This window comes from Caballeronia sp. NK8, from assembly GCF_018408855.1.
Classification (GTDB): Bacteria; Pseudomonadota; Gammaproteobacteria; order Burkholderiales; family Burkholderiaceae; genus Caballeronia.
Map to the genome: position 1 here is coordinate 53,514 of NZ_AP024325.1, position 12,242 is coordinate 65,755.

The 12,242-nt window shown below is 62.9% G+C and carries 13 protein-coding genes; 9 read left to right on the forward strand and 4 right to left on the reverse strand.

Annotation, left to right across the window (positions count from 1 at the left end; translation table 11 throughout):
- The first annotated feature begins 12 nt into the window (after positions 1-12).
- The 4 genes from NK8_RS25840 to NK8_RS25855 all read left to right on the forward strand — a co-directional run bounded on the left by NK8_RS25840 (position 13) and on the right by NK8_RS25855 (position 3,661).
- On the forward strand, positions 13-1,053 hold the full coding sequence (locus NK8_RS25840) for a LacI family DNA-binding transcriptional regulator (protein WP_213232524.1): 1,041 nt from the start codon (positions 13-15) through the stop codon (positions 1,051-1,053).
- Positions 1,054-1,076: 23 nt separating this feature from the next.
- Positions 1,077-2,084, forward strand: a complete 1,008-nt coding sequence (locus NK8_RS25845) for an NAD(P)-dependent oxidoreductase (protein ID WP_213232526.1) — start codon at positions 1,077-1,079, stop codon at positions 2,082-2,084.
- Positions 2,081-2,896, forward strand: coding sequence for an amidohydrolase (locus tag NK8_RS25850; RefSeq protein WP_213232528.1), 816 nt, complete (start codon positions 2,081-2,083; stop codon positions 2,894-2,896). Before NK8_RS25845 ends, NK8_RS25850 begins: the two co-directional genes overlap by 4 nt.
- 63 nt (positions 2,897-2,959) lie before the next feature.
- Positions 2,960-3,661: an SDR family NAD(P)-dependent oxidoreductase gene (locus tag NK8_RS25855; RefSeq protein ID WP_213232530.1), complete on the forward strand. Its 702-nt coding sequence runs from the start codon at positions 2,960-2,962 to the stop codon at positions 3,659-3,661.
- A gap of 12 nt (positions 3,662-3,673) precedes the next feature.
- On the opposite strand, the gene NK8_RS25860 is transcribed toward NK8_RS25855, so the two are convergent.
- On the reverse strand, positions 3,674-4,717 hold the full coding sequence (locus NK8_RS25860; RefSeq protein WP_213232532.1) for a diguanylate cyclase: 1,044 nt from the start codon (positions 4,715-4,717) through the stop codon (positions 3,674-3,676).
- Positions 4,718-5,660: 943 nt separating this feature from the next.
- On the opposite strand from NK8_RS25860, the gene NK8_RS25865 reads away from it, so the two are divergent.
- A complete protein-coding gene (locus NK8_RS25865; protein ID WP_213232533.1) occupies positions 5,661-7,277 on the forward strand; it encodes a TIGR04141 family sporadically distributed protein in 1,617 nt (538 codons plus the stop codon).
- 242 nt (positions 7,278-7,519) lie between these two features.
- Positions 7,520-8,257, forward strand: a complete 738-nt coding sequence (locus NK8_RS25870) for a CatB-related O-acetyltransferase (protein ID WP_213232534.1) — start codon at positions 7,520-7,522, stop codon at positions 8,255-8,257.
- On the opposite strand, the gene NK8_RS25875 is transcribed toward NK8_RS25870, so the two are convergent.
- The gene (locus tag NK8_RS25875) at positions 8,247-8,690 is read right to left on the reverse strand and encodes an SET domain-containing protein (RefSeq protein ID WP_213232535.1); all 444 of its coding nucleotides are present in this window, start codon (positions 8,688-8,690) and stop codon (positions 8,247-8,249) included. The two genes, NK8_RS25870 and NK8_RS25875, sit on opposite strands and share 11 nt — an antisense overlap.
- Before the next feature lie 90 nt (positions 8,691-8,780).
- Between NK8_RS25875 and NK8_RS25880 the strand changes: the two genes are divergently transcribed.
- Positions 8,781-8,984, forward strand: a complete 204-nt coding sequence (locus NK8_RS25880) for a hypothetical protein (protein ID WP_162070332.1) — start codon at positions 8,781-8,783, stop codon at positions 8,982-8,984.
- Between the two features lie 7 nt (positions 8,985-8,991).
- Here NK8_RS25880 and NK8_RS25885 read toward each other — a convergent pair whose 3' ends face one another.
- A complete protein-coding gene (locus tag NK8_RS25885) occupies positions 8,992-9,270 on the reverse strand; it encodes a hypothetical protein (protein WP_213232536.1) in 279 nt (92 codons plus the stop codon).
- 70 nt (positions 9,271-9,340) lie between these two features.
- Between NK8_RS25885 and NK8_RS25890 the strand changes: the two genes are divergently transcribed.
- On the forward strand, positions 9,341-10,729 hold the full coding sequence (locus NK8_RS25890) for an FAD-binding oxidoreductase (protein ID WP_213232537.1): 1,389 nt from the start codon (positions 9,341-9,343) through the stop codon (positions 10,727-10,729).
- Here NK8_RS25890 and NK8_RS25895 read toward each other — a convergent pair.
- Entirely contained in the window at positions 10,726-11,781 is a 1,056-nt protein-coding gene (locus NK8_RS25895; protein WP_213232539.1) for a DMT family transporter, read from the reverse strand. The genes NK8_RS25890 and NK8_RS25895 overlap by 4 nt on opposite strands.
- A gap of 149 nt (positions 11,782-11,930) precedes the next feature.
- On the opposite strand from NK8_RS25895, the gene NK8_RS25900 reads away from it, so the two are divergent.
- Positions 11,931-12,212 carry a hypothetical protein gene (locus tag NK8_RS25900; RefSeq protein WP_213232541.1) on the forward strand — a complete coding sequence of 94 codons (282 nt, stop codon included), beginning with the start codon at positions 11,931-11,933 and terminating at the stop codon, positions 12,210-12,212.
- Positions 12,213-12,242 lie beyond the last annotated feature (30 nt).

Here is a 12,242-nt window from a genome sequence, read left to right on the forward strand (position 1 = left end):
TAGAACTTCGTTATGAGCACCATTCAGGACGTCGCCCGCCACGCCGGGGTTTCCGTCAGCACTGTTTCCAACGTGCTCAACGGCCGCACGGATCAGATGCGCCAGGACACGCTCGCGCGCGTGCAGGCCGCGATGAGCGCGCTGCAATATCGCCCGAGCACGCTCGCGCGGCAGTTGAAGACCGGCCAGACGCCGCTCGTCGGGCTGCTCGTGCCGTCGATCGCGAATCCGATGTACGGCTACATCGCCCGTGAAGTCGAGACGTACGCGCAGGAGCGCTATGGGTATCGCGTGCTGATCGGCAATACGTATCGCGATCCGGCGAAAGAGGCGTCATTTTTCGAGGATCTGTTGTCGCACGGCGTGCGGCGCGTGATCGTGATTTCCTCGCTCGCCGATGAACGCCACCTCGAAACGGCAGCCGAGCGCGGCATGGTCGTCGTGAGCTATGACCGTCGCGCGAACGAAGGCGAGACGACGCGCATCGATCACGTCACGCCGGACAACTTCGAGGCGGCGCGGCTCGCGACACGGCATCTGATCGCGCGTGGCCACACGCGGCTCGGTTACGCGACGCTCGCGGGCATGACGCTGTCGCGCCGCGACAAGATTCGCGGCTTTCTCGCGGCGGCGGAGGAAGCGGGTTTGTCGGACAGCGCGCGCGTGCTCGACAGCGGCCCGGTCAACGAATACGGCGATTCGATGATCGCGGAGAACGGCCGCGCGCTCGCGCGGCAACTCGCGGGCGACGCGCTCCGGCCGACTGGCATCGTCGCCGTGAACGATCTGATGGCGCTCGGCCTGATGGCGGGCTTGCGCGAATCGGGCTTGCGCGTGCCGCACGATATGTCGGTGGTCGGTATGGACGGGCATTTTCTCGCGGCGATTTCCAACCCCGCGCTCACGACCGTGCAGCTTCCCGTTCCGGCGATGGCCGCCGCGATGGTGGAACGCGCGATGCGTCAGAACGACGAAGCACCGCTCGATTCCGGGCAGGCGCTTTTCACCGATATCACGCTGGTCGAGCGCGAATCCGTTGCAGCGCCGGCGTGAGCAAAGCAATACAGGACCAGGACATGAACAAGGTATTCGTCAGCCATCCACGGCACATGCTGGACCATTACTTCGGCGCACGCGCGGCCGATGCGTTGCGTGCCGTCGCCGACGTCGCGTTCAATCCCGAGTGCCGCGAACTGACGACGGACGAACTGGCCGTCGCCGCGAGCGACGCGGACGTGATCATCGGCTACCGGCAGACGCCCGCGCCGCGCGCGCTGTTCGATGCGCTGCCGAAGCTCGCGGCGTTCGTGCGCTGCGCGGTGGATATCCGCACCATCGATGTCGACGCCGCGAGCGAGCACGGCGTGCTCGTGACGCAGGCGAGCGCGGGTTTCGTGCCGGCGGTGGCCGAATGGGTGATCGGCGCGATGCTCGATCTGGGCCGCGCGACGACCTTCCAGGCCGAGGCGTACCACCAGCGCGGCGCACCCGCGCCGAAGATGGGCCGCGAGTTGCGCGGCAGCACGCTCGGCGTGATCGGCTACGGGCAGATTTCGCGTTATCTGTGCGATCTGGCGCTGGCGTTCGGCATGCGGATCGTCGTGTCCGATCCTTTCGCGTTGATCGACGACCCGCGCGTGCATCAGCGCGATCTCGGCACGCTGCTGGCCGAAGCCGATTTCGTCGTGTGCCTCGCGCCCGCGAACGCGCAGACGCATGATCTGATGAACGCGACGACCATCGGCGCCATGAAGCCGGGCGCGTACTTCATCAACGCGGCGCGCGGCGAACTCGTCGACGACGCCGCCTTGCTCGCCGCGCTCGATCGCGGTCATCTCGCCGGCTGCGCGCTCGACGTGGGCCGCGCGCCGGACCAGATGCCGTCGCCCGCGCTCGCGCAGCATCCGCGCGTGATCGCGACGCCGCATGTCGGCGGCCTCACGCCCGCTGCGATCGAGCATCAGTCGATGGAAACCGTCGCGCAGACGGAAGCGCTCTTTCAGGGCCGCACGCCGCAGGGCGCGGTGAATGCGCCGCGTGCGTTTCGCGTTGCGCGCTTCGCTATTCCGGCGCACACGCAATGATGAAGCTCCCGTCCGGCGCGTGCGATTGCCACATCCACATTTACGAAGACGGCTATCCGCTCGCGCTCAGCGCCACGTTCGTCCCGCCGCCCGCGCCCGCCGACGCGTATCGCGACGTGCAGCGCGCGCTGGGTTTGTCGCGTGTGATCGTCGTGCAGCCGACGGGCTACGGCTTCGACAACCGCTGCACGCTCGATGCGATCAGGAAGCTGGGCGAGGGCGCGCGCGGCATCGCGGTCGTGCCGCCCGATATCAGCGATGCCGAACTGCAACGCCTGCACGAAGCCGGCATTCGCGGCGTGCGTTTCATGATGCTGCCGGGCGGGCTGCTGCGATGGGACAGCCTGAACGATATCGCCGCGCGCATCGCGCCCCTCGGCTGGAACATCAACCTTCAGCTCGACGGTTGCACGCTGCCGCAACATGAGGCGATGCTCGCGCGCCTGCCCGCGAAACTCGTGATCGATCACATCGGCAAATTTCTCGGCCCGGTGACGATCGCAAGCGACGCGTTCGCTTCGCTGAGCCGCCTGCTCGACGGGCCGCGCTGCTGGGTCAAGCTGTCCGCGCCTTACGAGAGTTCGCGCATCGGCCCGCCCGGATACGACGACATCGCGCCGCTCGTGCGCACGCTCTCCGCGCGGCATCCGGAACGCTCGCTGTGGGCGTCGAACTGGCCGCATCCGAACGTGAGGCCGACGCCCGCCGACGCCGATGTGCTCGGCTGGGTGGCGCGTTGCGTCGATGACGAGCCGACGATGCGCAAGATTCTCGTCGACAATCCCGCAGCGTTCTATTTCCAGGCGAGCTGACTCGCGGCGCGCCGCGTTCCGTCCTATCCTTCTTCTGGCGCCACGAAACGGAGCGGCAACGCCATGAATAGTCTGGAAGGAAAGATCGTCGCCATCACGGGCGGCTTCGGCAGTCTGGGACTCGCGACGGCGCGCGCGCTCGCCGAACGTGGCGCGCGCGTCGCGCTGATCGGCCACGGAGCAACATCGGATGCATTGCCCGCGCCGCTCGCCGATGCGTGCATCGTCACCGGCATCGATCTGACGGATGCGAAGTCGGCGCAGCAAGCCATCGACAGCATCGTTCAGCGGATGGGCGGGCTGCATGCGCTCGTGAACGTGGCCGGCGCGTTCAGTTGGGAAACGATCGCGGACGGCAGCGTCGACACCTGGCAATCGATGTTCGACGTGAACGTGAAGACCGCGCTCAACGCGTCGAAGGCCGCGCTCGCGCCACTGAGCGCGAACGAAGGCGGGCGCATCGTCAATATCGGCGCGCTCGCGGCGATGAGAGCGGGGATGGGGATGGGCGCCTACGCGGCATCGAAGGCCGCGCTGCTGCGCCTGACCGAGGCGCTTGCCGAAGAGCTGAAGGACAAGGGCGTGACGGTGAACGCGCTGTTGCCGTCGATCATCGACACCGCGCCGAATCGCCGCGACATGCCCGACGCCGATTTCTCGCGCTGGGTGAAGCCGGAGCAACTCGGCGCGGTGATCGCGTTCCTGCTTTCGCCCGATGCGCAATGCATCACGGGCGCGGCGATTCCGGTGAACGGGCGCGTCTGAAGTTCAGCGGAATCAGCGTGTCTGGGCCTTGAACGCTTCGCCCTGCATGCCCGCGCGATCCACGGCCGCGATGCGATTGCGGCCGTTGTCCTTCGCCTGATACAACTGCGCGTCGGTGAGATTGATGAACGTCGTCACGTCCATGCGCTCGCCCGGCACCACGGTGCCCACGCCGAAGCTCGCCGTCACCTGCTGATTGTGCGGCGAGCGCACGTGCGCGATGGCTTCATCGGCGATCAGTGCGCGGCAGCGGTCGGCGATGTGTATCGCGGCTTCGGCATCGGCGCCCGCGAGGATCAGCGCGAACTCCTCGCCGCCGAAGCGCCCGAGAAAGTGTTGCGGACCGGCCGCCTCGCCGAGCACGCGCGCGATGCGCTTCAGGCATTCGTCGCCCTGAACGTGGCCGTAGTAATCGTTGTACGACTTGAAGAAGTCGATATCGATCATGATGAGCGACAGCGGCTTGTCCGCCTGCTTCGCGACGTCCCACTCGCGCGCCATCACGTCGTCGAAGCGGCGGCGGTTGCCGACGCCCGTCAGGCTGTCGCTGAACGACAGGCGCTCCAGTTCCTGCTGCAACTGCGCGAGCTTTTCCTCGGTGCGCTTGCGTTCGCTGATATCGAACATGAAACCGATCAGCGCTTCGACCTCGCCCTGCTCGTTGCGCTCTACGTGCACGACATCGCGCAGCCACACGTAGCCGCCGTCGCGGGTGAGCGCGCGGTAATCGGCTTCGTGGTCGGTTCCTGCTTTCGATTGCGACACGCAGAAATTGACCACCGCTTCGCGATCGTCCGGATGCATGCGTTCGGCCCAGTCGTGCACGTTCTTCCACGACGACGGCGCCCAGCCGAGCAGCGCCTCGATCTGCGGTCCGATGTAGGCGAACTCCATCGTCGCCCAGTCGATCTTCCAGGGAATCGCCTTGGTCGATTCGAGCAGCGTGCGATAGACGGCGTGATCGTCCTCGCCGAGCGCGCGCTCCGGCGGGGCGAGGGTGTCTTCGTGCCGCAGGAAAGCGGCCTTGAGGGTGCTTTCGGATGGGTCGCGATTCATCGTGTCGGGTGGCGAGGTCTGGTTGACGGTTGCGTGTGTTAACGGCGCCGCGGGGGCGGTCTGAAGGGTGATATCGGTTGAGGACTGCTGCAGCGCGTATCGTGTTTCGGAGTTTACTGGTGGGATGTGAACGTGCGTCTGACTATTCTCGACGGGTAGCCCCAACGCTACATGAGGTGGTCTCGTACGTTCGCCCCGATTCGTTCGGGGTTTTTTTCCAAAAGAATTTCATAGGATCGTAACTGTGGCTACATACGTTGTGCATTATGAGATGCGAAAAGGAAGCAACTCTGCGGTGTATTCCCATAGAGCTGAATGCGAAACTGAGCGTACCGCTATTGAAATTGCCGAAGCAAAAGGCCGACGGGACAAGCCGGGGTACGACTTCAACTTGAAGCGTGTGGAGAAACGCTGACATGAAGCTGCCGTATTTCAACCTATCGGCTGAAATCTGGCGCAAGGCGGAGGTCATGCAATATCGACGTCCACACATACCGGAAAGCGCTTCTCGACGCACAGCAGAAATTTGGCTTTGATTTCTCAATGACTGCTTTGCTGGCGAGGGGTCGGCAACAAAGCGGCAATATGATCGTGCCCCACCGGGGTGCGATCGTGGTGGATGCTGTATCTCTGCCAGTTGCAGATGAGAGGAGCCGTTTTGTCGTGGGCGAGAAGCGCCATGTCACTTGCGTCCGACGCGATCTTGTCCGCGTCTGTCCTTGACCGCCTGTTAGAGTTGGTGAGACCGACTGCCCTTGAATGGCGGGCCGATGAAAGTCCGCACTGCGTTTGAACAATCCAATTTTCGACACAGTCGCATCAAACAATCAAAGCTGTCTCAACACTAATAGACTTACTTTCGCTGGGTCGGTTGTGCCGCGATCTGCGGATGTTTTCTGGCTACGGCGGTACGCGCCAGCCTCGAACAAAATGGGGAAATGAGATGGCAAAACGCTACCGCCGCCTGAACCTTTTTATGGCAAAGCCTTTAGGCGATGACCAAACGTTTGCAGATTTACTCGCTGACGCACCAATGCATTCCTTTCCAATGGAAAACAATCTAGGTATCGACGGGGTCCTTTATGTGAAGCGAAGCGAGGAAAAGAGGCCTGTCTGGGGATCTCTGCTCGACGAGCTTGCGGGTGTTGTCATTCCATATCTTTTAAATCGATCAAGTTCCGCGGTGTTATTGCTTCGCGTGGATGGCGACATCTTCGCCTTTACCTTTGGCTACGGTCGGCATCTGATCGACCAGTCGTTGTTCATTCAGGACTTTGGCCTTCGCACAGCGCTCAACACGCTCGACGAGAAATCATTGCGTAGCGTTGACTTACATACCCTCGAAGACCAGCCTGTTCAGAAGAAGTCTCAGGCTGCGCGCGACTCGGAGGTAGGCGTATTTGGGATCGACAATCTGCGGGACGTACTTCGTGCTGTGACGGGCGTCCCCAAGCGTGGAGTTGGCCTTACGCAGATCGCCGGTGGAGACGCGATGTTCTCCTTCGGTACCGAAATGGAAGCCGCGGATTTTCCCGAGTTGGCTCGCCGCATCAGAGGCCACTACGCCAACGACGACTACAAGACGTCCTTCGCGTGGGTGGACAACGTACGAAGGGTCAAGGATGATGTTTCGATCAATGCGTTGAACGCGCAGTTGGTTCAAGCTGTTTCCGCGCATAGTCCTGACATCATGATCACGCTGCCGGAGATCGGCGCATGGGACACGATTCTAGGCTTCAGCTTTACGCGTAATAAGGATGGCGTACGTCCGGTCATTGATTCTGCCGACTACATCGACACCATCCCTAATTTGGCGCATCTGACTGTCGAGACCTTGAAGCGCGATCGGCTCTTTGTCCACGACGTTGATGGCCACACTACCGAACACTCGGTGTATCGCTGCATCTACTTCGAGATCGTTGACGGCGACAAAACGAAGATCATATTCGATGGCAAGTGGTACGAGGTCGACGCAACATTTGTTGGGCGTATTGCCGAGACATTGAACTTGATTCAGGTTTCCACCCTCACATTTCCAGCAGTTGAAATGTGGGACGAAGGAGGTAAAGCGAGAATCGAGTCCGAGGGCGACTACAACATCCGAGCGGCTGCGGCCCATGGATATTTTCTGCTAGACAAGAAGCTCGTCAAGACCGACCGGGCTACATCGTCTATAGAACTCTGCGACCTTCTGACTCCTGCCAAACAACTGGTGCACGTAAAGCATCGCAAGGGCGGATCGGCTGGACTGAGTCATCTCTTTGCTCAGGGCGGTGTCGCCGCTGAAATCATGCTTGGCGACAGAGCGTTCCGCAAGAAGGCACGAACGGTGCTGCGCGGTGTAGATCCAGCCGCGGGTGATGTCTTGCCCTTGGATAACTTCAGAAGCGCTGACTTTGAGATTGTTTTCCTGATCCTGGGCGAGGACAGTGCGACGCTCAAGCACAACTTGCCGTTTTTCAGCAAGGTCAACTTGTCGAAGGCATTCGAAAACCTCACGCAGCGTGGATTCCGGGTTTCGATCGCCGGCGCTCCCACGACACCGCGCCTGTTTCCTTGATCAGAAGGTCTGCACAGACGTAAAGCGCGAAGTTTGAAGGCACTGCGTTGCAGGTGCTTCGCGACCCCGAGCCATTCGTCGACAGGAACAACTCGGTGACGGTGCCGACCTGCAAGGCCTACGCGATGCCGACGCGCGATGAACTATCGAGAAAGGGGCAAGAATCGGCTGTTTTCACGGGTTTGATGGACGGTCGCCCAAACTACCATGCAATCTGCGCGACCCTTGGAAGACCTTAGAGAATGAACGTAACAACTTCAGACGACTTTATTGGAGTCTCGGCGGATCATCCGTGGGCAAAGCATTTCATCGTGCTGGCATATCGAGACGGCGCGTTCTCTCTGATTCCCAATAACTTCTTCAAGGACTGGCTCGACGAAGAGGCGAAGGTGGGAACGTTTTCCATCGGCAGATGCTCTGGCCTGGGCGTCGGCTCGATCGCCAAGTATGACGCCGGCGTTCAGAAGCTGAATATCGGAAAGTACGTTGCGGGCGGACTCCGGTTGCGCTTTCTGCTGAACGGTCAGCACGAGATGAGGACCATCTCGACCGCGATGTTCAGCGTATATGGCGACGGGTTACGAAACGTTGCGCCGCCGCAGTATGCCGACACGGTCATTCACAACGATGTGTGGATCGGCGACGAGGCGATGTTTCTTGGCGGCAGCACGGTGGAGAACGGATGCGTAATCGGCGCACGTACCGTCGTACCGCCCAATTTTCGAAGCGAACCGTATGGAATATATGTCGGTTCTCCCGCGCGTCTCGTCAAGTTTCGATTTCCCGAGAAAGTACGCGAGCGTCTTCTGGAATTGGCATGGTGGGATATGCCATTGCAATGGATCAAGGAGAACAATGAAGCGTTTCTCGCCGATCTGACCAGCGATGAGGGACGCGCACTGGAAATGCTGGCTGAATTGAGGCGCGCAAAGCGCCTTTCACTGGAAGAGAAGCAGCAGCACACAGCCGCTATCGACTAGCCGAAAGCATCGTCCCACGACAACCCGACGCGAGGCATCGGCAGGCATAAAGCCGCTTGAGCGCCGCGGTGCGCCGGCCCTCCACGGTCAGCCGATAATCGATGAACAACTCCTGCCCCTTTCCGATCGGCCGGATCGCGCGGATGAACACGCGCTCGCCGTCCTGTTCCGCTTCGCAATTCGGCGCGCAACTGTGATTCAGCCAGCGCGCGGAATTGCCGCCGCGCGCGCCGTCGATCACGCTGCCGTCATCCAGTCCGAAGAGAAACGTGTGGCCGTCCTCCGAGCCCGATTTCGCGTGGATGCGCTGCGCCTCTTTCCACGAGAGCCGCAGACCTTTGTATTCGAGCAGCAACGCGCCGGTTGGCAGATCGGCGAGAGCAAAGACGCCCCGGCCATGAACGGGCGAAGTCCGGACAGTGATTCGACGCATGGTGTGGCGGTTCGCAGTGTGGAGGTTGAATATTTGGTGGAAGGCGTGCTCATCGTTATGATGTGGCCGTCATAAATCGCTGTCACGTCCATGCCCGCAGTTTCCCCCCGCAAGAGCAGGAAGCGCAAGCCGTCACGCGGCTCGCTTGCGCGATATCGCAACCGGATCGTCGAAGTACTCGGGGAGGCGCGCGGCCAGCGCGTGATGATACGGTCGATTCACGACGACGGCGTGGAACGCCGCACCGCCGTGAAGTGGGTCAATCTGCTGCCGCTGGAGACCGAGTTGTTCTAGCGGACGCTCAGTCCCGCAACAATCCCCGCGCCTGTTCGAGCAACGCGGCCGCAGCGAGCATTTCCTTTCTGCCGGCCATCGTCAGCGCGGCGATCGCGGTGTCCTTGAACAGCTCATCGTTGGACGTGACCCGCGCGCCAGCGTCACCGACACGCCCCTGACGCAGCCGGAAAAACGCCACCGTCTCGAACGCCTGCGCGCGTAGCGCCTCGCCCGACGCGGCCGCGACCAGTTCCGCCGCGCCGGTCAACTGGGCGAGCGCGCCGTCAAAATCTGCACGTTCCATCGTCGTCTCCCAAATCTGGTTCACACTATCGCATCTGACCACAACGCGAAACAACGAACGGAGACGATGCATGGCAGTCAACGAAGCGGTAATGGCATTGCGTGAAGCGCTCGGAGCGCAGGTCGTGGCGCTGCCCGATGAATTCGGCGACAGGCGCGTCGTGGACTGGAGCGGCCTGCCCGGCGCGACGCCGCTCGCGATCATCCGCGCGCGCACCACCGATGATGTCGCGAAAGCGCTCGCGATCTGCTCGAAGCACAGGCAACCGGTTGTCACGCAAGGCGGTCTCACGGGCCTCGTCGGCGGTGCGAACGCGCTCGGCGGCGAAGTGGCGCTGAGTCTCGAGCGCATGAACCGCATCGTCGAAATCGATGAAGTCTCCGCGACCATGACCGTCGAAGCCGGCACGCCGCTGCAAGTGGTTCAGGAGGCGGCGAGCGCGGCGGGCTTCTACTTTCCGCTCGATCTCGGCGCGCGCGGCAGTTGCTCGATCGGCGGCAATCTCGCAACGAACGCGGGCGGCAACCGCGTCATCAAGTACGGCATGATGCGCGATCAGGTGCTCGGCGTCGAAGCGGTGCTGGCGAGCGGCGAGATCGTCGGCGGACTTAACAAGATGATCAAGAACAACAGCGGCTACGACTTGCGGCATCTGTTGATCGGCAGCGAAGGCACGCTCGCAGTGATCACGCGCGTCGTGTTGCGCTTGCGCCCGAAGCCAACCGCGAGCTCCACCGCATGGTGCGGCCTGCCGGATTTCGCCGCCGTCACCACGCTGCTCACGCGCGCGCAGGCGGGACTCGCGCCGGGCGTGTCCGCGTTCGAAGTGATGTGGGCGGGCTATCACGACACCGTCATCGCGAATCTGAAGAATCTGCGCGCGCCGCTCGCCGATGCGCATCCGTTCTACGTGCTGCTGGAAAGCGTCGGCACCGATCCCGCGCGGCACGGCGAAGCCTTCGAGGAGTTTCTCGGCGGCATGCTCGAAGCAGGCATCGTGACCGATGCGGCGATCGCATCGAACGAGGCGCACGCGCGTGATTTCTGGGCGATCCGCGATGCGCCTGGCGAATACGATCGCTTCATCCCGAACCACGCGGCGTATGACGTGAGCTTTTCCATCGCGCAGGTCGGCGATGCGGCCGCGCAATGCGAGGCGCGTCTGCGCGCGCGCTGGCCCGACGCGATTGTGATGACCTACGGCCATCTGGGCGACGGCAATATTCACATCGTCGTGGATATTCCGGGCAGAGGAAAGCAGGACCATGACGATGTCGACGCCGTCGTCTACGACGTCACGCGCGCGTTCGAAGGCTCGATTTCGGCGGAGCACGGCATCGGCCTGAAGAAGCGCGCGTATCTGCATCTCGCGCGCCGCGAAGCCGATATCGCGTCGATGCGCGCGATCAAGGCGGCGCTCGATCCGCACGGATTGCTCAATCCGGGCAAGGTGTTCTAGCCGCGCTCGTGCGAATGCCGGTGATGGATGTCCGGAAAGTGCGCGTGCGTATGCGTGATCGGCAGATGCACGTGCGGATGCGTATGCGGTTCGTCGCCGGCATACGGAAAGTCGTGCGCGTGCCGATGATGCTCGTCATGCACATGCCGATGCACATGCTCCAGCCGTTCGTGCGTGTGTTCGTGTTCGTGCCGTTCGCGCACGTGCAGCCACACGCCGAGCGCCATCAGCGCGGCGGCGATCCAGAACGCCGCGCCCGGCGCGTGCGGCCACATCGCGAGCGCGAGCGCGACGCCGAACACGGGCGCGACCGAGAAATACGCGCCCGTGCGCGCGGTGCCGAGATGGCGCAGCGCGATCACGAATAGCACGAGACTCACGCCATAGCCGCCGAAGCCCGTCGTCATCGCGCCGAGGACGATATGCGGCGCGGGCAGACCCGCGCCCATCGCGAGCGCGATACCGAGATTCACCGCCCCGGCGACGAGTCCTTTTGCGCACGCGATCAGCGTGGCGTCGGCGCTCGAGATTCTGCGCGTCAGATTGTTGTCGATGGCCCAGCAGAGACACGCCAGCGCGATCAGCAGCGCACCCGCCGATATGCCGCTCGGGCCAGGTTCCCACGCCAGCACGACCCCGCCCGCGACGATCGCGGCCATGCCGAGAAACACCGGCAGATCGACGTTCTCGCGAAATACGATCCACGCGATCGCCGCCGTCAGCACGCCTTCCAGGTTGAGCAGGAGCGCGCTCGTCGCGGCGGGCGTGGTCGTCAGGCCGAGCATCAGCAGCGCCGGTCCGGCGACGCCGCCGAACGCGATCGCGCCGAGCAGCCAGGCCAGTTCCCGTGCGCCCACGCCTTTGTCCTTCTCGCGCCAGAACCGGCGGCCGAGCAGCACCGCGCCGAGGCCGATACCGCTGCCGAGATAGAACAGGCCCGCGACCATGAACGGCGGCATCGGGCCGAGCAGCGCTTTCGCGATCGGCGTGGTCGCGCCGAACAGCGCGGCGGCGCCGAGCGCAGTGAGGATCGCGGTGAAACGGCTTTGCATCTCGCGGCCTTTGAATGTGCGATGACGTCTGGAAGTGTAGTCCGCGCCGATTGATCCGACGTTACGCGCGCCCCGTTCTCATTCTTCGCTCATTTTCGACGCGCAGAATGCCCTCCATCGAAAGACAACAGCAACCCAGGAGACGAGAAATGAAAGCGATCAGATACGCGATAGTGGCAGCCAAACTGACTTTCGGTCTGGCGACGGTGGCGCAGGCGCATCCGTTCATCGGCGTGGGCATCATCGGCGGTCCGGAGTTTCCGGTCGCCTCCAGCGCGCAGAGCGCGCCGCCGCTGCCGGTCTATGCCCGCGCGACGGATTCTGGCCCCGCGCCGCTGCCGCTCGACGCGCCGCCGGTACGGTACGCGCAGCCGGCCATCGGCAATATCGCGTCGATCATGGGGCACGCGAATGCTCAGGACGGCGTGTGACGATGCTAATCGCGCTCACATCGACGCGAA

Excerpts from the sequence above, each read along its gene's own strand:
- NK8_RS25860 (WP_213232532.1), bottom strand. The coding sequence starts at position 4,717 with ATGAATCGCGACCCATCCGAAAGCACCCTCAAGGCCGCTTTCCTGCGG.
- NK8_RS25875 (WP_213232535.1), bottom strand. The coding sequence starts at position 8,690 with ATGCGTCGAATCACTGTCCGGACTTCGCCCGTTCATGGCCGGGGCGTC.
- NK8_RS25840 (WP_213232524.1), top strand. The coding sequence starts at position 13 with ATGAGCACCATTCAGGACGTCGCCCGCCACGCCGGGGTTTCCGTCAGC.
- NK8_RS25880 (WP_162070332.1), top strand. The coding sequence starts at position 8,781 with ATGCCCGCAGTTTCCCCCCGCAAGAGCAGGAAGCGCAAGCCGTCACGC.
- NK8_RS25895 (WP_213232539.1), bottom strand. The coding sequence starts at position 11,781 with ATGCAAAGCCGTTTCACCGCGATCCTCACTGCGCTCGGCGCCGCCGCG.
- NK8_RS25890 (WP_213232537.1), top strand. The coding sequence starts at position 9,341 with ATGGCAGTCAACGAAGCGGTAATGGCATTGCGTGAAGCGCTCGGAGCG.
- NK8_RS25845 (WP_213232526.1), top strand. The coding sequence starts at position 1,077 with ATGAACAAGGTATTCGTCAGCCATCCACGGCACATGCTGGACCATTAC.
- NK8_RS25855 (WP_213232530.1), top strand. The coding sequence starts at position 2,960 with ATGAATAGTCTGGAAGGAAAGATCGTCGCCATCACGGGCGGCTTCGGC.
- NK8_RS25870 (WP_213232534.1), top strand. The coding sequence starts at position 7,520 with ATGAACGTAACAACTTCAGACGACTTTATTGGAGTCTCGGCGGATCAT.
- NK8_RS25900 (WP_213232541.1), top strand. The coding sequence starts at position 11,931 with ATGAAAGCGATCAGATACGCGATAGTGGCAGCCAAACTGACTTTCGGT.
- NK8_RS25865 (WP_213232533.1), top strand. The coding sequence starts at position 5,661 with ATGGCAAAACGCTACCGCCGCCTGAACCTTTTTATGGCAAAGCCTTTA.
- NK8_RS25885 (WP_213232536.1), bottom strand. The coding sequence starts at position 9,270 with ATGGAACGTGCAGATTTTGACGGCGCGCTCGCCCAGTTGACCGGCGCG.
- NK8_RS25850 (WP_213232528.1), top strand. The coding sequence starts at position 2,081 with ATGATGAAGCTCCCGTCCGGCGCGTGCGATTGCCACATCCACATTTAC.